21 protein-coding genes and 2 pseudogenes are annotated in these 19,181 nt (G+C 62.6%); 7 read left to right on the forward strand and 16 right to left on the reverse strand.

Annotation, left to right across the window (positions count from 1 at the left end):
* Positions 1–48: 48 nt before the first annotated feature.
* Both JHL16_RS29575 and JHL16_RS29580 read right to left on the reverse strand, forming a co-directional pair.
* Positions 49–828: a glycoside hydrolase family 25 protein gene (locus tag JHL16_RS29575; RefSeq protein ID WP_246771203.1), complete on the reverse strand. Its 780-nt coding sequence runs from the start codon at positions 826–828 to the stop codon at positions 49–51.
* Positions 829–935: 107 nt separating this feature from the next.
* Positions 936–1,651, reverse strand: a pseudogene (locus JHL16_RS29580) (DJ-1/PfpI family protein).
* Positions 1,652–1,843: 192 nt separating this feature from the next.
* On the opposite strand from JHL16_RS29580, the gene JHL16_RS29585 reads away from it, so the two are divergent.
* Positions 1,844–2,623: a Crp/Fnr family transcriptional regulator gene (locus JHL16_RS29585; RefSeq protein ID WP_200188466.1), complete on the forward strand. Its 780-nt coding sequence runs from the start codon at positions 1,844–1,846 to the stop codon at positions 2,621–2,623.
* 21 nt (positions 2,624–2,644) lie between these two features.
* Positions 2,645–2,953: a hypothetical protein gene (locus JHL16_RS29590; protein ID WP_200188467.1), complete on the forward strand. Its 309-nt coding sequence runs from the start codon at positions 2,645–2,647 to the stop codon at positions 2,951–2,953.
* Between the two features lie 25 nt (positions 2,954–2,978).
* Here the strand turns inward: JHL16_RS29590 and JHL16_RS29595 are convergent, their stop codons facing one another.
* From JHL16_RS29595 to JHL16_RS29620, 7 genes and pseudogenes are all read right to left on the reverse strand, one after another.
* The gene (locus JHL16_RS29595) at positions 2,979–3,557 is read right to left on the reverse strand and encodes a UdgX family uracil-DNA binding protein (protein WP_348647295.1); all 579 of its coding nucleotides are present in this window, start codon (positions 3,555–3,557) and stop codon (positions 2,979–2,981) included.
* 5 nt (positions 3,558–3,562) lie between these two features.
* Positions 3,563–4,360, reverse strand: coding sequence for a TIGR03915 family putative DNA repair protein (locus JHL16_RS35135; RefSeq protein ID WP_246771204.1), 798 nt, complete (start codon positions 4,358–4,360; stop codon positions 3,563–3,565).
* Positions 4,361–4,374: 14 nt separating this feature from the next.
* Positions 4,375–5,625 carry a putative DNA modification/repair radical SAM protein gene (locus tag JHL16_RS29600; RefSeq protein WP_200188469.1) on the reverse strand — a complete coding sequence of 417 codons (1,251 nt, stop codon included), beginning with the start codon at positions 5,623–5,625 and terminating at the stop codon, positions 4,375–4,377.
* A 75-nt stretch (positions 5,626–5,700) separates the two neighbouring features.
* On the reverse strand, positions 5,701–6,177 hold the full coding sequence (locus tag JHL16_RS29605; protein WP_200188470.1) for a pyridoxamine 5'-phosphate oxidase family protein: 477 nt from the start codon (positions 6,175–6,177) through the stop codon (positions 5,701–5,703).
* A 62-nt stretch (positions 6,178–6,239) separates the two neighbouring features.
* Positions 6,240–6,893 (reverse strand): methionine ABC transporter permease, encoded by a 654-nt coding sequence (locus JHL16_RS29610; protein WP_200188471.1) that lies wholly within the window; start codon positions 6,891–6,893, stop codon positions 6,240–6,242.
* 34 nt (positions 6,894–6,927) lie between these two features.
* Positions 6,928–7,668, reverse strand: a pseudogene (locus tag JHL16_RS29615) (methionine ABC transporter ATP-binding protein); the annotation flags it as partial.
* 73 nt (positions 7,669–7,741) lie between these two features.
* On the reverse strand, positions 7,742–8,545 hold the full coding sequence (locus JHL16_RS29620; protein WP_420884575.1) for a MetQ/NlpA family ABC transporter substrate-binding protein: 804 nt from the start codon (positions 8,543–8,545) through the stop codon (positions 7,742–7,744).
* A gap of 224 nt (positions 8,546–8,769) precedes the next feature.
* Here JHL16_RS29620 and JHL16_RS29625 point away from each other — a divergent pair, with 224 nt between their 5' ends.
* Together JHL16_RS29625 and JHL16_RS29630 are read left to right on the forward strand one after the other, a co-directional pair.
* Positions 8,770–9,963 carry an acyl-CoA dehydrogenase family protein gene (locus tag JHL16_RS29625; RefSeq protein WP_200188473.1) on the forward strand — a complete coding sequence of 398 codons (1,194 nt, stop codon included), beginning with the start codon at positions 8,770–8,772 and terminating at the stop codon, positions 9,961–9,963.
* A complete protein-coding gene (locus JHL16_RS29630; RefSeq protein WP_200188474.1) occupies positions 9,960–11,036 on the forward strand; it encodes an LLM class flavin-dependent oxidoreductase in 1,077 nt (358 codons plus the stop codon). The genes JHL16_RS29625 and JHL16_RS29630 overlap by 4 nt, the downstream gene beginning before the upstream one ends.
* On the opposite strand, the gene JHL16_RS35350 is transcribed toward JHL16_RS29630, so the two are convergent.
* The 3 genes from JHL16_RS35350 to gmd all read right to left on the reverse strand — a co-directional run bounded on the left by JHL16_RS35350 (position 11,033) and on the right by gmd (position 13,330).
* The gene (locus JHL16_RS35350; protein WP_281436058.1) at positions 11,033–11,155 is read right to left on the reverse strand and encodes a hypothetical protein; all 123 of its coding nucleotides are present in this window, start codon (positions 11,153–11,155) and stop codon (positions 11,033–11,035) included. The genes JHL16_RS29630 and JHL16_RS35350 overlap by 4 nt on opposite strands.
* Positions 11,156–11,242: 87 nt before the next feature.
* Positions 11,243–12,199: a GDP-L-fucose synthase gene (gene fcl, locus JHL16_RS29635; protein ID WP_200188475.1), complete on the reverse strand. Its 957-nt coding sequence runs from the start codon at positions 12,197–12,199 to the stop codon at positions 11,243–11,245.
* Positions 12,200–13,330 carry a GDP-mannose 4,6-dehydratase gene (gmd, locus tag JHL16_RS29640; protein ID WP_246771205.1) on the reverse strand — a complete coding sequence of 377 codons (1,131 nt, stop codon included), beginning with the start codon at positions 13,328–13,330 and terminating at the stop codon, positions 12,200–12,202.
* Between the two features lie 80 nt (positions 13,331–13,410).
* On the opposite strand from gmd, the gene JHL16_RS29645 reads away from it, so the two are divergent.
* Positions 13,411–14,715, forward strand: coding sequence for a sugar phosphate nucleotidyltransferase (locus JHL16_RS29645; RefSeq protein ID WP_200188476.1), 1,305 nt, complete (start codon positions 13,411–13,413; stop codon positions 14,713–14,715).
* A 3-nt stretch (positions 14,716–14,718) separates the two neighbouring features.
* On the opposite strand, the gene JHL16_RS29650 is transcribed toward JHL16_RS29645, so the two are convergent.
* The 4 genes from JHL16_RS29650 to JHL16_RS29665 all read right to left on the reverse strand — a co-directional run bounded on the left by JHL16_RS29650 (position 14,719) and on the right by JHL16_RS29665 (position 17,302).
* Positions 14,719–15,651, reverse strand: coding sequence for an ATP-grasp domain-containing protein (locus tag JHL16_RS29650; RefSeq protein WP_200188477.1), 933 nt, complete (start codon positions 15,649–15,651; stop codon positions 14,719–14,721).
* Complete coding sequence (locus JHL16_RS29655) at positions 15,648–16,760, reverse strand: glycosyltransferase (protein WP_200188478.1); 1,113 nt, start codon at positions 16,758–16,760, stop codon at positions 15,648–15,650. Before JHL16_RS29655 ends, JHL16_RS29650 begins: the two co-directional genes overlap by 4 nt.
* A 46-nt stretch (positions 16,761–16,806) precedes the next feature.
* Positions 16,807–16,962 (reverse strand): hypothetical protein, encoded by a 156-nt coding sequence (locus JHL16_RS29660; protein ID WP_200188479.1) that lies wholly within the window; start codon positions 16,960–16,962, stop codon positions 16,807–16,809.
* A gap of 64 nt (positions 16,963–17,026) precedes the next feature.
* The gene (locus JHL16_RS29665) at positions 17,027–17,302 is read right to left on the reverse strand and encodes a PqqD family protein (RefSeq protein ID WP_200188480.1); all 276 of its coding nucleotides are present in this window, start codon (positions 17,300–17,302) and stop codon (positions 17,027–17,029) included.
* 65 nt (positions 17,303–17,367) lie between these two features.
* Between JHL16_RS29665 and JHL16_RS29670 the strand changes: the two genes are divergently transcribed.
* Both JHL16_RS29670 and JHL16_RS29675 read left to right on the forward strand, forming a co-directional pair.
* On the forward strand, positions 17,368–18,258 hold the full coding sequence (locus tag JHL16_RS29670; protein WP_200188481.1) for a glycosyltransferase family 10 fucosyltransferase: 891 nt from the start codon (positions 17,368–17,370) through the stop codon (positions 18,256–18,258).
* A gap of 131 nt (positions 18,259–18,389) precedes the next feature.
* A complete protein-coding gene (locus JHL16_RS29675) occupies positions 18,390–19,112 on the forward strand; it encodes an outer membrane protein (RefSeq protein ID WP_200188482.1) in 723 nt (240 codons plus the stop codon).
* Positions 19,113–19,181: the final 69 nt, after the last annotated feature.

Here is a 19,181-nt window from a genome sequence, read left to right on the forward strand (position 1 = left end):
TGGACGATTTCAAGGAGAAAGTCATTTCGGTCATAGCGGATCCGGGCATCACTCGTTCAAGGACGTCGATGTTGCGGTCCCACAGAGACATCGCTCTTTCAGCACGCGTTTCCAATCGGCGCGCGTGCCGTTGAAGCTGTTGCGGTCGACCGGCCCAGCGACTCCGCTCACCCGTCCCGTTGTGGTGAACTGCCAGAACGCCCAGTTGCGCGCGCTGTATATCTCTTCCGGCTTCGCCGCCACCGAGCGCAGCCAGAAGTGATAATCGGTGAACTCGCCTTCCAGCACCTCGCGGTGAAATTTCGGGTCGGTATAGATGACCGGCCGCTTGCCGCTATGCGCCTCCAGCGCCTTGAGCATGACCTTGATCTTGGCGATGGCGGCGGCGCGCGGAATGCGGCGCGCGCAGGTCTTGGAATGAGTGGTCCACTCCACATCGAGCACTGGCGGCAACGCATCGTCGTCTTCCGGCACATGCGACTTGTACCACGCAGCCTGCTCGCTCGCGGGCCTGCACCAATACATGAAATGATAGGCGCCGCGGGCGACGCCGGCTTTTTTCGCCGCGCGCCAATTGTCGAGGAACTTCTCATCGACGCGGTCACCGCCTTCGGTCGCCTTGATGTACGCGAAATGGATTCCCGCATCGCGGACTTTTCGCCAGTCGATGTCGCCCTGGTAATAGGAGACGTCGATGCCCTGAACCGGCATCTTGTGGGCCGCGGCAACGCCTTTATGCGGCTTCTTGTCCGAGAGCGGGCGAGAAAGCGCCGGCCCCGCGCCCAAGCTCGCAGCAAGCACTCCCACGGCGACGGCCAAAACGGCCATGCGGCGTCGATCAAGCATCATCGGCTAAGCCCCGACCTTTTCCTAACGTCAAACCCGACTCGATGGAGATTAGATCGAATCCCGGCAAAGTTGAAGCTTATGGGCAATCAATATGCATAGCCCAGGGTTTCGACCGCCTGCCGAAGGCCGGCATGGGCCGTCTTGTTTCGGTGAGCCATCAGCGCTACCGCCGCCTCGGATGCCTTGTCAGGATGGCCGGCATCGAAAGGCGGGGCGGGATCGTATTCGATGCCGAGCTGTATCGCCCGGGCGACGTCCGGTCCGGCAATTTCGGCGACAATGGACAAGGCGAAATCAATTCCCGCCGAGACGCCACCCGAGGTGAAGACATTGCCGTCGCGCACGATACGTGCCTTTTCGTGCCTAGCGCCGACAAAAGACAACAGATCGACATAAGCCCAATGGGTCGTCGCCCGGCGTCCCTTCAGGAATCCGGCCGCGCCCAGAAGAAAGGCGCCGACACATACGGAGGTCACGAATTGGGCGCCGGCACCCTGGCGGCGAATGAAGTCGACCGTCTCCTCATCCGCAAGCGCCTGCACGATCCCGGCGCCGCCCGGCACGCAGATCAGATCGAGCGGCGGACAATCCGCGAATGTGCAGGTGGCATGATGCCGAGACCGCGGTCGCTCAGAACGGGAAGCATGTTCTTTGCGACGATATGGGTTTTCGATTGAGTGAATTTTGCCGGGACGGTGAGCGAAGCGGGCGTCGTAAGCCGGCTCAAGACCTCGAATGGCCCCGTGAAGTCGAGCTGGTTGATAGCGGGGAAAATCACGAAACCGACATTGAATTCGGACATGCCACATTCCCTCCAGGGTCAGATGCGCAGGCACGGTGCGGGGGAGATCATCGCGCGAAGCGGGAAGCTCCACAATGGGTCACCTGATTCAGATTTGATATCAAAGTGAGTTTTCTCACCACGCCACGTCCCGGCAATGAATAGAGTTTCCGTTCAACGACGATCGAGACACAAACATAAAGGGGCGGGCGCATGGATTCCCTTTCCCAGTATGTGAGCATCCCTGATATTCCAGGGCATGTCGCCTATGTTGTTATCGCCGTTTCATACTATCTGACGAGCATCTTCTGGTTACGCGTCTTTGCCGTCATCGGCCTCGCCTTGGAGGTCGTCTATTTCGTATTGGTGAGTTCCGATCTCTATACAGGCATCGCCTGGAGCGTAATCTTCATTGCAATCAATGCCTATCAACTCTTCTGGCTGCTCCGCGACCGCTTGCGGCTGCGGTTGCCGCAAGAAGAGAAATCAGTACTGAGGCGCGTGCTGACCGGGCTCGACGATGTGCAAATATCGCGGCTGCTCGACGCCAGCCAGTGGCGCGAGCTCTCCGCAGGGGCGCATCTGATGCGCGAAAGCCAAGAGGTCAATGAGCTTTACTTTCTCTTCTCGGGCCGTTTCGGCGTCGATGTGGGCGGCAAAACGGTGGCGCATCTGGAAAGCGGCTCCTTTGCAGGCGAGGTTGCCTTTCTGACCGGACACCCGGCCACCGCATCGGTGATCGTCGAGCAACCATCCCGCGTCCTGGCCATTTCCCGCGCGCGGCTCATCAAGCTGTGCAAATCGGATAATCAGGTTGCCGGGGTCATCCATCAATTGCTGGGCCGCGACCTGGCCAACAAACTGCGCCTGGCCAACGGCTTTCATACGATGATGGACGTGGCCGGACATCCGCGGCGACCGCCGGACCTGATACATTTGACCCAAGCGGCCACTTCAGTGCAGGATAACTCCAACAGACAAAAAAATTTCTGAGGGGGCCGTGGGAGCATTGCAATGGACACTATTGGAACCGCACCGGGTAAAGACGCCCTGGTCATAGCGGGAATCATATTATTCGTCTTTCTATGGCTGATCCCTCTCCTTCACGTATCACGCGCCGGAAGACTTCTTCCGATCATCGAAGTGTTGCTCCTGTTGGGGACTTCGATCCTCCTTCCGATCGGCCTTACAGCACTGGGCGCAGCCGCATCGCCCCTGACCGGAGCGATGCTCTTCGCGCCAATGGCGGCCGCTGCCAGCTTGCTGTGGTTCACCGCATTGGTGATCGCCCTCTTCGCCGAACTGGGAGAACGCCTGCGCTAGGCTGGCGACGACACGCGCATGCCGGTCACTCTTTCCTCACCCGCCCCAGGTCAGAGACGAAGTTCCGATATTCGCGCTCCCGGGCGCTTTCATCCGGCAGGCGCAGCAGGAAGGACGGATGCACCGTCACGAAGCCTTGCGCCTCGCCAAACGACATCGGGCCGCGCTCCTTGGTCACCGAAACCGCGCGGCCTGAAAGCGCACCGGCAGCGGTGGCGCCCAGCGCCACGATCAGGCGCGGCCGGACGAGCGCGATCTCGCGGTTGAGCCACCATTTGCAGCTCTGCACTTCTCCGGCATTGGGCTTCTGATGGATGCGGCGCTTGCCGCGCGGCTCATATTTGAAATGCTTGACCGCATTGGTGAGATATAGCCGGTCACGGTCGAGCCCGGCCTCCGCCAGAGCACGGTCGAGCAGCTGCCCCGCCGGTCCAACGAAAGGCCTTCCGGCAAGATCCTCGGCATCGCCCGGCTGCTCGCCCACAAGCATGATCGCGGCATCAGCCGGCCCCTCGCCGGGCACGGCCTGGGTCGCGGCGCAATGCAAGGGACAGCGGCGGCAATGCGCGATCTCTTCCTTGAGCGCCGAGACCGCGTCGGCCACGGGAGTCACGGGCGCGGCCGGACGCGCTGCGATCTTCCCGGCACCGGATCCGGCGCCCGCGCCGCCATGTCCTGGAGCCTGCGGCCGGAACCTGAGACCATGGCCGGGATGAGCCGGGTCTCCGGCATGTTGGCCCAATAATGCCGCGGCATTTCGGCGGCCATCGCCTTCAGCCGCAAGCGCGCCGGATTGAAGGTGGTGCGGTAATAAGTGAGCCAAGTCTCATCCAGCACGGCATCGGCGGGCTGCGGGGCGCGCTCCGCCGGCGGCCCATAAACGAGCTCCGATCCGTTCCACGCCGCCGTGCCGATGGGCGTCGCGATAAACCACTCCATAGTGCTGAAGCGATCGACGAAGAAAGGTATGGCCTGGCGCAAGATGAAATGCTTGGGCTCGAACCAGCTGGTGAAGACCGTCCGGTCGTCGACCCGCTGCTCGCGGAATCTGAGAAACGCGTGCATCTTATGGATGTCGCGACGGACATTGTGCGCATAGTCGTTGAGCCGCGCCACCGCCGCGTCGGCCGGATTGTCGGCAAGCGACGCCTCGCCATGACGAATGCGCCACAACACGTCATAAAGGAGACTGAAGCGATCGGGCGCCTGATGGCAAATGGCAAGTTTGAGCAATTCGGCATAGGCCTTGGGCACCGAGAAAGAGGCTGGCGCGTCCACCTCGGGCACGCGATCGAATAAGGGCGCCGCGTCGGGCGAGGCAAAGCTCACCCCGGCCGGCGCGATGTCGAGCGTCAGGCAGCGCCGCGCCATGGCACGGAACTGCACCGCATGGGCATCGATCGGCATGGGCGCCCAATACATCAACTGAACAACTCGAGCTGCTTCGCCGGCGGCGTAAGCTTGCGCCGGAGCGCGCCATCATCGAGAAGACTTCCAGGGCGCCAGTCCCTCGTCACGATGAAGGGCCGCGCTCTGCCGATCGCACCGGCAAGACGCGCGATATCGGCAAGGCCGAGCGCTGCCAAGCGGCGCGCCGCGATGATGCGGTCCACGGCACGCACGCCAAACCCCGGCACGCGCAGCAGCCTCTCGCGCGGCGCCTTGTTCACATCGAGCGGAAAGTCGCCGCGATGCGCCAACGCCCAGGCGAGCTTGGGGTCGATTTCGAGGCTGAGCATGCCCTCGGGCGTCGCCTGCTCGAGATCACGTAGATCGAAGCCGTAAAAGCGCAACAGCCAATCGGCTTGATAAAGGCGATGCTCGCGCAAAAGCGGTGTCGCGATGTCGGGCAGCGCGGCAGAGGGATGCCCGGTCGGGCTGAAGGCCGAATAATAGACGCGCTTCAGGTCATAGGACGAATAAAGCGCCGTACTGTTGCGCAGGATGGTGATGTCGCTGCTCCGGTCGGCACCGACGATGACCTGCGTCGACTGGCCTGCCGGCGCAAAACGGCGCGGGGCGGCGCGACCGATCCTGCCGCGCGCCGGCTTCGCTTCGCCAAGCGCTGCCTCGATGCAGCTGCGCGTCGTGGCGAGCCCCTTCTTCATCGCCCCGACGTCCTTCTCGGGCGCATAGGCCTTGAGCGCGGCTTCGGTCGGCAGCTCCATATTGAGGGACAGCCGGTCGGCATAAAGCCCCGCCTCGCCGATCAAACGCTCATCGGCGCCGGGAATGGTCTTCAGATGGATGTACCCCTTGAAGCCGTGCTCGAGGCGCAGCGTTTTCGCCACCGCCACGAGATCGCTCATCGTGTCGTCCTCGCTGCGGGCGATGCCCGATGAGAGGAACAGGCCCTCGATACAGTTGCGCCGGTAGAGATCGAGCGTCAGCTGCACCACCTCGGCGACGGAGAGCCTCGCGCGCTCGACATTGCTGGAGCGGCGGCTCACGCAATAGGCGCAGTCATAGCGGCAAAAATTGGTGAGCAGGATCTTGAGCAAGGAAACGCAGCGGCCATCAGGCGTATAGGCATGGCAAATGCCGGCACCAGTCGTCGACCCGATGCCGCCGTCGCGGGCATTGCGCTTGGCGCCGCCCGATGAGGCGCAGGACGCATCATATTTCGCGGCATCGGCGAGGATTTCGAGCTTACGCAGCAGGGACAACGGCATTGCGTCAGTCTATGTTCTCTTTTTGTTCTTTTCAAGACTTATTGGATGAGCAACCGTAATTCGCCCGCGGCATCGTCAGCCGAGCGTCACTTCACCCGCTTTGTCGCGATACTCCTGTTTCGGATCGAAGCCGAGCAGCATCTTGATGCCGGCCATCAGGCTCGATGCATCGATCCAGACCTCGGCGCGTTCCGCGTCGAAACGCAGAAGCGCCAGCTTGGGATCATCCTTCCCTTCGAACCAGGCCGCGACGAACGGGTTCCACAACCGCTCGATGACTTTGGGATCGGTATCTTCACGCAGGGAACCATGCAATGTGGCGAAGAGATCATGCGATTTGGAGGCGAAAGTGGCCAGTGCCTCGTGATCCTCGGCCAGCCGGTGCATGATCTCGGTGTCTTTGGCGGTGAAGAACCAGATCGGGCCGCCCTCGCTCTCGATCTGCGCCGTCATCGGACGGGCGCTGTCCTCGCCCGCGAGCCCCAGCATGACCGTCCTGTCCGACTTGAGCGCGCGCCAAAGTTTTTCCCTGAGTTCCCGTTCCTTCGCCATGTTCGACCTCGCAGACTGAAGAGTGTGTAAGGTCTAACCCTTGGCGCGCGGACAGGTTCCTGTTACCGGTGATCGAAATACCGCGCGACCCGGTCACCGATTGCCTGAATGAGAGAAACCAGGGCGATCAGCACGACGATGACGGCGATCATCACTTCGGTCTGAAAGCGCTGATAGCCATAACGGATGGCGAGATCGCCGAGGCCGCCGGCACCCACCGCCCCCGCCATCGCGGACGCACCGATCAGCAGGACGAGCGTCACCGTGAAGCCGGAAACGAGGCTCGGCAGGGCTTCGGGCACGAGGACCTCGCGCACGATGGTCCAGCGGCTGCCGCCCATCGCCTTGACCGCATCGATCAGGCCGCGATCGACCTCGCGCAGCGCCACCTCGGCGACGCGCCCGAAATAGGGAATGGCCGAGATCGCGAGCGGGACGATGGCGGCGGCGGTGCCGATCGACGTGCCGACGATCAGCCGCGTCAAGGGAATCAAGGCGACGAGCAGGATGATGAAGGGGAGCGAGCGCACCGCATTGACGACCGAGCCCAATATCTTGTTGACCCAAAGGTTCTCCCAGATGCCGCCAGCGGCGGTGCCGACGAGCACGAGGCCCAGCGGCAGACCCAGCACGAAGCTGATGGCGCCCGCGACGAAAGTCATCGTGAGCGTCTGTCCGAGCGAGACGAGGAGTGCCTGATAAGGAAGATCGATCATTTCAGTCTTACTCCAGGCCAAGCTGCGCCGCGGCGAGCAAACGTCTGGTGAGGTCGGCCTCAGGCGCCGCGAAGACGCGCTCGGTCGGCCCCTGCTCGATGATGCGGCCATGATCCAGCACGATCACCCGGTCGGTGACGGCGCGGATCACACTCATCTCATGGGTGATGAGCAGGATGGTCAAACCAAGCCTGCGGTTGATATCCTTGAGAAGGCTTAAGATCGCGGTGGTGGTTTCGGGATCGAGCGCCGAGGTGGCCTCATCGGAGAGGAGCAGCGCCGGTGACGCGGCAAGGGCGCGGGCAATGCCGACCCGCTGCTTCTGCCCGCCCGACAATTGCGCCGGATAGGCATCCGCCTTGGCATCGAGTCCGACCAGCCGCAGCAGGTCTTCGACGCGGGCTTTCCGCTCAGCGCGGCTCCTGCCGGCGATCTTCAGCGGCAAGGCGACATTATCCGCGACCGTCTTGGCCGAGAGCAGATTGAAATGCTGGAAGATCATGCCGATGCGCCGGCGCACTTTCTGCAGCTCGCTTTCATCAAGCGGCACGATGTCCCGCAACACGTCGTCACTGTCGAGCACTTCGATCGAGCCCGTATCCGGCTTCTCCAGCCCGTTGATGCAACGGATCAGCGTCGACTTGCCGGCGCCGCTGCGGCCGATGACACCCAGGATCTCGCCGCGCCGCACATCCAGCGAGATATCCTCGATCGCCGCATAGGCGCCGAACTTCTTGGTCACGCCGGACAAGCGCAGCATGGTTGGATTGTTCATGATATCGGTATCCGGAAAACAATCATGCGCCCATTCGGGCGCATGATCGAGAGCAATTCGATTAATGAAGGTTTCACCAGGCCGGCAAGGCCGTACCCTTATAAACCTTCGCCAAGGTCTCCTTCACCGTGTCATTCTGATAGGCGGCAACGAGCGTCTTCACCCAGTCTTCGTTCTCGCGGCCCTGCTTGACGGCGATGAAGTTACGATAGGGATTGTCGTCGACCGCTTCCGTCGCGACGCGGTCCGCGGGCGTCAGATTGGACTTGATGGCCCAGTCGGTGTTGACGACCGCGGCGTCGAGATCATCGATCGAGCGGCCGACGATGCCGGCATCGAGCTCCTGGATCTCGAGCTGCTTGGGATTCTCGACGATATCCACCGGCGTCGCCAGGATCCCCGCTTCCGGCTTCAGCTTGATGAGGCCTTGCGCCTCCAGAAGGCGGAGTGCCCGGCCTTCATTGCTCGGATCGTTCGGCACGCCGACGACTGCCTTGTCGGGCAGCTCGGCCAGGGATTTGTGCTTCTTCGAATAGAGGCCTATCGGCCACACGGCAGTGTAACCCACCGGCGCAATGTGATAGCCGCGCGTCTTGATCTGGTTGTCGAGATAGGGCTTGTGCTGGAAAGCATTGGCATCGAGCTCGTTGTTCTCCAAAGCCTCGTTGGGCTGAGTATAGTCGTTGAAGACGACGAGCTCGATGGTCAGTCCCTTCTTCGCCGCTTCCTGCGACACGACGGCCCAGACATCCTCGTCCTCGGCGCTCATGATGCCGACGCGAATTGACTGATCGGCGATGGCGCGATCGACGAGAGTGAGAGAGGAAATGGCCAGCGCAGCCGCCAGCAGCGCACGGCGGGAAAAATGAAGAGACACGACAGTAACTCCTGAGATTGGTCCTGATGACCAGCGAAGGTTGAGATATGTGGGGAGCACTAGCGGCTGAGGAAAGAGCTGCCGACCCATTTTTTCTTACGCATTACGTAAGAAAATCTCACCCGCCTGCCCTGGTCCGACCATCCGCCGCTGAAGATTTTCTCACATCGTAGATTAGAATTCCGAAGCCCGGCGCGGGTCGCCCGCATGTCATGATCCCGGCCATGCTGCTGCCGTTCGAATCCAGACGAGTCAATGACCGCCCGCATCAGAGCGCGCTCGATGCGATCCGCGCGCGCGTCGAGGGCATTCTCCCACAACTCGCCGCGAGCGCGGCCGAGCATGACAGGACCGGCGAGCCTCCCGCCGCCAATCTCGCGCGGATCGCCGATGCGGGCCTCCTGCGTCTCGTCATTCCCCGCCTTGCCGGCGGCTATGGCTATGGTCTCAGTGCTGCGAGCGATGTCATCGGCCGCATCGCCGAGGCGGAGCCCGCGTCGGCTTTGATCCTCGCCATGCATTATCTGCAACATGGCACGATCGGTACGCGTGGCTTCTCCGGCCAGATCATCGAGCGGATCCGCAAGGACGCCATCATGGGGCTGTCGCTCATCAATGCGCTGCGGGTGGAGCCCGAGCTCGGCACACCGATGCGCGGCGGCATTCCCGCCACGGTGCTCAAACCCGCCGAAAATGGCTGGCGGCTTTCCGGCCACAAGATATTTTCGACCGGCATTCCTCTCCTGAGCTGGCTTGCCGTATGGGCGGCGACGGATGAACCACAGCCGCGCATCGGCACCGCGCTCGTGCGTGCCGCGTCACCGGGCATCCGTATCGTCGAGACTTGGCGGCATCACGGCATGCGCGCCACCGCCAGCCACGACGTGATCTTCCAGGACGTGTTCATTCCGGCGGAAAATGTCGGCGAGCTGCGGCCGGCCCATGAGCTTCCGGCGCGCGATTCCCAGCAGGCCATATGGAGCAGCCTGCTGATCGCGGCCGTCTATGACGGCATCGCCCGCTCGGCGCAGAGCTGGTTCCTGGATTTCCTGCGCGAGCGCGTGCCGGCCAATCTCGGCAAGCCGCTCGCGACGCTGCCGCGTTTTCAGGAGATCGCCGGCGAGATCGCAACGCTGCTCGCCATCAATAGCCGCCTCATCCGCACCGCCGCCGCCGAAGCCGACGCCGGCGAGATACCCGATCCGCAGGAGGCCGGCGCGATCAAAGTGACCGTCACCGGCAATGCCATCAGCGCGGTCGAGGCGGCGCTCAAGGCGACCGGCAATCCCGGTCTCAGCCTGAACAACCCGCTCGAGCGCCACTATCGCGATGTGCTCTGCGGCCGCGTGCACTCGCCGCAAGAGGATTCGGTGCGGATCGCCGCCGGCCGCGGCGCGCTCCAGGATGCGAGATCATGAGTATCGAGTTCATCGGGCTTGTCGAAATGCGCGAGGCCTCGGAAACCATCGTTGCACGCGGCGGCGCCATCGATGTCGATTTCATCGAGACCTCGGCCAAGGCGCATGAGGCGAGCGGCTTCGACCGTGTGCTCGTCGCCTATCATGCGACGATACCGGACAGCCTGCTGGTTTCCCAGCATATCGCGGCCGTCACCCGCAGGCTCAAGCTGATGGTGGCGCACCGGCCCGGCTTCACGGCGCCCTCGGTCACGGCGCGCCAGTTCGCCACGCTCGATCATCTCACTCATGGCCGTGCCGGCATCCATATCATCACCGGCGGCGATGATGCGGAACAGCGCCAGGATGGCGACTTCCTCGGCAAGGAGGAACGCTACGCGCGCACCGATGAATATCTGGAGGTCATCAAACGGGTGTGGACCGCGGAGCACCCCTTCGATCACAACGGCCGCTTCTATCGCAGCGAGCGGACATTCAGCACCATCAAGCCGGTGCAGCGGCCGCATCTGCCGGTCTATTTCGGCGGCGCCTCCGACGCCGCGATCAAGGTTGCGGCCCGGCATGCCGACATTTATGCGCTGTGGGGTGAATCGCTCGAGCAGGTGAAGGAGCTGACGGCGCGCGTGCGCGCCGAAGCGGCAGCGCTCGGCCGCAGCATCCGCTTCAGCATCTCATTCCGGCCCATTCTCGCCGACACGGAAGAAAAGGCATGGGCACGCGCCGACGATACGCTGGCCCGTGCCCGCGCCGTCATCGAACGCTCAGGCTTCAAGCGGGAGAGCGGGCCCGTCAATGAAGGCTCGCTCAGACTGCTCAAGGCTGCTGCCCAAGGCTCGCGTCTCGACAAGCGCGTATGGACCGACATGGCCGCTCTGACCGGGGCCAAAGGCAATTCGATCGCGCTGGTGGGAACGCCGGCGCAGGTCGCCGAAGCGCTCATCGACTATTACGATCTCGGCATCACGACCTTCCTCATTCGTGGCTTCGATCCCCTCGATGACGCCATCGATTATGGCCGCGAGCTCATACCCTTGACGCGCCGGCTGATCGCCGAGCGGCGCAAAGATGGCTAGACCAGAAACGGCAGAAGCACCGTCACGGCGAGGCCCAGCACGAAGGTTGCCGCGAAGATGATGAGCAGGCCGAGCGGTGGTCCATCAGTCGGCTCGTGCTGATAATCCTGCGGTGTCATCGGCCTGCGCCCTTCTTTTGCCCGACCCACAGGCTCGCGCAATTCGATGCCGGCGGACAGAACAAAAAACTAAAGGCAGATCTGACTTTATCTCTCGCGGTTTTGCAGATACCACGCATAGGTTGCCTGCAGAGCAGCCTCGAAAGGCCTTCGCGCCTTCCACCCCATCGCGGCGAGCCGGGAAGTGTCCATGAGCTTGCGCGGCGCGCCGTCCGGCTTCGTCGTGTCATAGACGATGCGGCCGGTGAAGCCGGTGAGGCGGGCGATCGCCTGCGCCAGCTCGGCGATGCTCATATCCTCGCCCGTGCCGATATTGATATGAGACTGCCTGGGCTGCGTATTCGCCCTGTAGGTCTCCTGCGGCAGATCCATGACGAACAAGGAAGCCTCGGCCATGTCATCGACATAGAGGAATTCGCGCCGCGGCGTGCCGCTGCCCCAGACCACGATTTCCGGGGCGCCGGCGCGGGCCGCCTCGTGAAACCGGCGGAGAAGTGCGGGCAGCACATGGGAATTCTCGGGATGGAAATTGTCACCGGGGCCGAAGACATTGGTCGGCATCACCGAACGATAATCGACGCCATATTGCCGGTTGTAGCTCTCGCACATTTTTATGCCGGCGATCTTGGCGACGGCATAAGGCTCGTTTGTGGCTTCGAGCTCTCCGGTCAGGAGAGCGTCCTCGCGCATCGGCTGTGGCGCGGCGCGCGGATAGATGCAGGACGAGCCGAGAAACAACAATCGCCTGACGCCGGCGGCATAGGCCTGATGGATCACATTGCTCTGGATCATCAGGTTCTGATAGATGAATTCGGCGGGATAGGTGGCATTGGCATATATGCCGCCGACCTTGGCGGCGGCGAGGATCACGACGTCAGGACGCTCGCTTTCCATGAAAGCACGCACCGCGGCCTGGTCAGTGAGATCGAGCTCGGCGTGGCTGCGGCTTACGGACTCGATGTCCGCGCGCGCAACCAGCCGGCGCAAGATGGCCGATCCCACCATGCCTTCATGCCCGGCGAGATAGAGTTTCGTGGCGCGCATTCAGCTATCCGCCGCCAAGCCGTGGTCTCTCAGGAAGGCATCGCGCCGGGCGACTTTCAGATCTTCCGCCACCATTTCGGCGCAGGTCTCCCGGGCGGTGATTTCGGCGCGCCAGCCGAGTTTTTCCCGCGCCTTGGACGGATCGCCAAGCAAGTCCTCGACCTCCGCGGGGCGGAAATAGCGCGGATCAATGCGGATGATGACATCACCCGGCTTGATCCCCGGCGCCAGATCCGACGTGACGGCGTCCACGACCCCGCGCTCCTCGACTCCACTGCCCTCGAAACGCAGCACGACGCCCAGTTCCCCAGCTGTCCAGAGAATGAAGTCACGCACGGAGAATTGCTCACCCGTGGCGATCACATAGTCTTCCGGCTCATCCTGCTGAAGCATCAGCCATTGCATGCGCACATAATCCCTGGCGTGTCCCCAGTCGCGCTTGGCATCGAGATTGCCCAGATGGAGACAGGGCTCGAGCCCTTGCGCAATTCTCGTCATCCCCCTGGTGATCTTGCGCGTCACGAAGGTCTCGCCGCGGCGCGGACTCTCATGGTTGAAGAGGATGCCGTTGCAAGCAAAGAGACCATAGGCCTCGCGATAATTGACCGTGATCCAATAGGCATAGAGCTTGGCCACCGCATAGGGGCTGCGCGGGTGGAACGGTGTCGCCTCGTTTTGCGGCGTCTCCTGCGCGAGCCCGTAGAGCTCGGATGTCGAGGCCTGATAGAAGCGCGTCTTCGTCTCCAGCTTCAGGAAACGGATCGCCTCGAGCAGACGCAACGTGCCCAAGGCATCGATATCGGCCGTGTATTCGGGCATCTCGAAGCTCACCGCCACATGACTTTGGGCGCCGAGATTGTAAACTTCGTCGGGTCTGATTTCGGCGAGGAGGCGCGTCAGATTGGAGCTGTCGCCGAGATCGCCATAGTGAAGCATCAGCCTTGGATCGGGGACATGCGGGTCCTGATAGAGGTGGTCGATCCGCTGTGTGTTGATCGACGAGGCGCGGCGCTTGATCCCATGCACCTCATAGCCCTTCCCGAGCAGGAATTCGGCCAGATAGGATCCGTCCTGGCCGGTGATGCCGGTAATGAGAGCGCGCCTGGCCCCTGATGTCATCTTTCGAGACATAATCGAGATCGCCATGGACCGCAAGAAAGCTCAGCCTCCCGGCAATTGACGACAAAGACAAACACCTCCATGCTTTTGCCGTGCTGATTACTCCCCTCATCGTCTGTGGCGGCGCCGGTACACGGCTGTGGCCCGCCTCGCGCGAAAGCCGGCCGAAGCAGTTTCTTTCACTCTTTGACGGCGGCCTGTCGACGTTCCAGGAGACCGTGCGGCGCGCGACGGACGCCACGCTGTTCACCCCGCCGGTCATCATCACCCATCGTAGCTACCGGTCGCTCGCCGCGGCGCAGCTGGATGAGCTGGGTGTCCGCGCCGATATCCTGCTCGAGCCCGACGCCCGCGCTTCGGGGCCCGCGATATTGGCCGGGGCCTTGTTCATTGCGCTCAGCCGGGGTAACGAGGCGCCTATCCTGGCGCTTGCCGCCGACCATGTGATCCACGATATCGCAGCCTTTCGGGCCGACTGCCGCGCGGCGCTCGGCGCGGCGCGATCGGGCCATATCGTCACTTTCGGCATCGCGCCCGATCGCCCGGCGACCGGCTATGGCTATATCGAGGCCGGTGCCGCCATGGAGCCCGGCATTCGGGCGGTGAAGAGATTCGTGGAGAAGCCGGATGAGGAAACGGCCGCTCTTTATGTCCGCCAAGGCTATCTCTGGAATTCCGGCAACTTTCTGTTTGAAACGACAGCGGTGATCGATGCCTATGGAGAGACCGATCCCGCGACATTGGCCGCGTTGCGGGAGGCCGTGAGTCATACGCGGACAGAGGGGCAGGACCATCATCTCGACGCCACCGCCTTCGACCGGGCGGTGAGCCTGTCCTTCGACTATGCCGTCATGGAGAAGACCTCCCGGGCGGCGGTGGTCAGCGCCTCGTTCGACTGGTCGGATGTCGGCTCCTGGGCGACGATCCATGAGCTGTCCCGGCGCGATGCGGCCGGCAATGCCGTGAAGGGGGATGCCGCTTTCGTTGCGGCCAGAGACAATCTTGTCCTCAGCGACGGTCCTCTCGTGGCTTTGGCGGGCGTCAACGATCTTGCCGTCGTGGTGACCTCCGATGCGGTGCTCGTCTCCCGCCGCGATGATTCATCCGGCGTGAAGAAGCTCGTGGAGCAGTTGAAGCAACATTCCTCATCTTCTGGCCACCCGGGGATTCGCCAAATGGATCTCTTGCCTGGCGAACGGATTTCCGTGCCGAGCGTCCTCGATCGCGCCAGGCATTGGCTCGTTCTCATGGGCACGGCCGGTGTGACGATTGCGGGAGCAACCCGGCAGTTGCAGAAAGCCGAATCCATTCAGATCCCGCCGGAAGCCGAATGCGCCCTGGAAAATATAGGGCCCGGCGCATTGCGGATTGTCGAGATTGAGCTTCCTCCCGACTAAGGCTCACTTCGCCTCGGCCCGCGTGCGCTCGACGAGAACGCGGGCGCAGACTTGGAAGGCATCGAAATAGGCCGCCAGATCATCGGTGCCGAGCCGATCCTTGTAGACCTGCGCATTCTTGCTGGAGAACATCCAGGTGCCGCCACCCGGGTTGATTTCGAGAAGATGAAGCCCGCCCTCCTTGTCGCGCAGGATATCGCAGGCCTGCAGCGCCACCTCCGGCATGGCGCCATAGGCCTTGGCCGCGAAGGCAAGCATGTCGGACTCTTGCGTGACATGGGCCGTCATGTCGGGCGGCGCCGGCAGGAAATCGGGCACCTCGAAGGGTCCGGTCTTTCCGGCGAGCGCCAGAGGCTTCGTCGCGCGGCGCAGATAGCTGAAGATCGGCACGCCGAAAAGCGTGAGCACGCGGCAGCTCATCGCATGGCCGCAATCGATATAGGCCTGCGCCACCATCGGCGCGCGGCGACCGGGATGGTCTTTCGGATAGTCTTCCGGCGGCCGGTAGCGCACATTCTCGGTCAGCTGCAATTCGATGCCCTGGCCCCAGGCGGCAAACGCGTAGGACGCCTTCACGATCGTATGGGGCCCGTAGTCTTTCGGCGACAGGATCGTGTCGGGCCGGATCTCCGTAAAACGCGGCACCCGCATGCCGCCGGCGGCGAGCTTCTGCATCTCGACGAGCTTGGACATCGGTTGCCCGGCATAGACCTTGCCGCGCGCCGGCGCGAAGGCAAGCAGCCTGATCGGCGAAAAGACGAGGCTCGGCCGCGCCGCCGCCTTCTTGCGCGTATAGGATGAGGGCATCTCGTTCGAGACGACGAACACTTCGATGTCGGGCGCCAGCTCTTCGACATGGCGCTTGATCGCCTCGAAGTCGGCGACCGCCTGCCATCCCGCGCTATGGACCAGGACGAGATTGAATTTCGCCGTCATGGGGCAGTGCTCGCCGCAAGCGCTCTGGCCCGCAGGCGGTAGGAGAGATCATCGGGCGCGAAACGTGCCGCCTTGTCGAACCAGGCCGCGGCCTCGGTCTGCCGGCCGAGGCGCAACGCCGCCACCGCCGCCAGCTCGCAGGCCTGCTCCTCGAAGATGCGACGATCGAAAGCAAGCATCCTGGCAGTCAGCGCATCGGGATCGATGGCGGCGAGGCGCCCCGCAATGGCGAGCGCGTCTTCCGGCCGACCGGCGGCGAGGAGCGCGCGGCCCTGCAGGAAGGTCAAAGCGTGATCTTCCGGCAGACGCGCCAGGCCGTCCTCGACAAGCGCCAGCGGATCTTCACCCGCTTCGAGCGCGCGGCGCGCCAGGAACTGTGTGATCAGGCTGGCGGCGGCGTTCTGCTTGTCGGAAGGCCGGCGGGCGGCGGCGGCGAGGCCTGCCAGCGCCGCGGTCTTGGCTTCTTCCGGACGGTCCATCGCCGCCAGCGTCTCGGTGAGATGCTGCCACAAATAGGCGCGGTCGGGATCAATGCGCACCGCCTCTTCGAGAAGGCCGAGGTTGCGTGCATGCTTGTGCGCCTGCACGCCGTCATAACCCAGATGATCGATCTCGGCCTCCGTCTGCTGGATGGTAAGGCCTTCGCGGGCGCTGATCGCCCGGATGACGGGCTCGACCGTCTCGTGAATCCGGCCTTCGAAGCGCAGGCGCGGATCGTTGCGGAAGAGGCGCCATTCGCGATAGCGCGTATAGCCTGTTTTCGGCCTGAAACGTACGAGGCCGGCAAGCGCGCCGGCATCGATATAATCACCGAGCGCGCCGCCGGACGGCAAATTCAGGCGCTCATCAGCATCGATATAGAGCACCCATTGGGTGCGCACCGCATCGAGGCCCCTGTTGCGCGCGGCGGCGAAGTCCCCCGTCCATGGGTGATGCAGCAGCCGGACATTGGCGGTGCTGCTGGCGATATCGATGGTTGCATCGCGCGAGCCGGTGTCGACGATGACGATCTCATCGACGGTTCCTGTGAGCGAGGCCAGGCAGCCTGGCAGGAAATGCTGCTCGTCCCGCACGATCATGGCGGCGCAGACACTCACCCGGCCGGTCATGGCGCGCCCCGCCCTTTCATGGCGCGGCCGCTGTGCTCGGGACTCTTCAGCCGTTGCCGGTCGAGGCCATCTGGGCGAGCGGCTTCACGTCATCGAGCGCGTAAGAGAGAATTCTCGGCGCTTCATATCTTGCGCCGGCAAGTGCCGCCACCTTCTTAAGTGCGTTGGTAGAGTCGATCGCGTTTGTATGGGCAGCAGCCATATCATACCCTTTCCGGCACAGATCATCCCTCGACCGCCACTTGTAATTGCGCCGCTCCGGACTGTCAACGCACGGCCTCGATGAGTCCTTCATCGCGCAGAGAGGCGAGACAGGTTTCGACATCGGACGTGGGATGAGCCGCGAGACCGAAAGCGGCGGTAAGTACTGAAGCGATGGCATCGGCGTCATGCGCGCCATCGCAGAGCTCGAACACTGCTGCCGCGGTGGGGTTCAGAAAGTGGACCTTTCCGCGCGCGACGTCGCTGACGAAATAGCCGCCTTCGATCTCATTGCGGACGAGCCCTTCGATGCGGCGGTAGAACGGGTCAGCTTTCGTCATGTGATGGAACTCTAACCGCCTTGCCCCTGATTGAGCAATCACACTCTGCTCGCTAGGTTCTCACCATGCTGGTCCTGATCCACGATTCGATGGGCGGAAACATACCCGCGGCGCCATTTCCGCCGGACGTGGAGGTCACCACCGACCGGGCGCGCCTTACTGAAGCGGATGCCGTCGTCTTTCACATCCCCGACTGGCGGCAGGATCAGATGATCGCCAGGTCCGAATGGGACTGGCGGTTTCCTTTCGAGAAACGGCCGGGGCAGCGCTGGATCGGCTGGTCGATGGAATGCGACGAGCATTATCCCTGGTCGCGCAATATCAGGTTCATGCGCCATTTCGACTTGACCATGACCTATCGGCTCACCTCGGACGCGCCGGTCACCTATGTGATCCCGCATGTGATGGTCGAGGCTTTCCGCCGGCCGCCGGTCCCGAAGCATGAGCCGGTGCTCGCCGCGTCCTTCGTGTCGAGCCGGTATGATCATAGCGGACGCCAAGCCTATTTGCAGGAATTGGCACGGCATATGGCGATCGATTCCTATGGATCCTTCATGCGCAACCGCACTCTGGCCAATGATCGCGGCATCCCGTCAAAGCTCGCCGCGATCGCGCATTACCGCTTCACCATCGCGTTCGAGAACGCCTGCAGCCGTGACTATGTCACCGAGAAATTCTTCGAGCCGCTGCAGGCGGGCTCCGTGCCGGTCTATCTCGGGGCGCCGAATATCGAGGATTTCGCCCCTGGCGAAAACTGCTTCATAAAGGCGGCCGACTTTCCCGAGCCTAGAAAATTGGCTGCATATCTCAAAGAACTGGCCGCGGATGAAGAGGCCTATTCGGCCTATTTCACCTGGCGACAAGAACCCTTTCGCCAGAGCTTCAAGAAGCTCCTGGATCTGGAGTCCGAGCCCTGGCTTCACCGCATGTGCCGGGGGCTTCGGACACTGCGATGAGAATGGCGACAGTGCCTTTTATGTTACACCGTCGGTAGAAATGCCCCGATCCATCCCGTGGCAGTTGACGGTTCCGGTCCGTATCGTCAGAGTACGGACGAGGGAATCGTCAGGTCTCCAGGGGACTTCTCATGGTGAATAAGCTTCTTTTGACAGGTGCCGGCTTCCTTCTGGTGAGCGCCAGCATGAATGCGGCGCGGGCCGCCGATATCGTTGAGCCCGCGGTCTATGACTGGACCGGCCCCTTCATCGGCCTGCAAGGCGGTTACGCCTGGGGCAACAATGATACATCAACCGAGAATTCCGAGAATGGTCCGCCCGTCTTTTCGTTTGAAGAGGACAGCGGGTCCCTGAATCTCGATGGCTTCGTCGGCGGCCTGCATGCCGGGTATAACTGGCAGTCGGACAGCCTGGTCCTCGGCGTCGTGGGCGATATCGAATTCGCCGATTTGAAGGGCGATACCGAAGTCTCGATCAATGATTTCCCCCTTTCAGATCTCGAGGGCAAGATCGACTGGCTGGGTTCACTCAGGCTGCGTGCCGGCTTTGCGGCTGATCGCGCTCTTTTGTATGCCACCGGCGGCCTCGCGGTCGGCGGCGCCGAGCTCTCGATCGATAACAATCTCTCGGACGCGGATGCCGACAACCAGGAGACCAAATGGGGCTGGACGATCGGTGGCGGCGTCGAATATGCCGTGACCGACGAGCTGAGCGCGTTCCTCGAATATCGCTATACCGATCTCGGCAAGATCGACGTCAAGCTCGACCTTCCCGAAGGCCAGAGAGAAAGCGAGGCGGATCTGGATTTCCACGCCGTTCGCGCCGGCCTAAGCTGGCATTTCAACGGCTTGTAAACAGCCCACTGTAACCGACAGAACAAAAAACTAAAGGCAGACCGGAATTTATCTGAGCTGACCCCTGTC

It is taken from the genome of Taklimakanibacter albus, assembly GCF_016595235.1.
Taxonomy (GTDB): Bacteria; Pseudomonadota; Alphaproteobacteria; order Rhizobiales; family Aestuariivirgaceae; genus Taklimakanibacter; species Taklimakanibacter albus.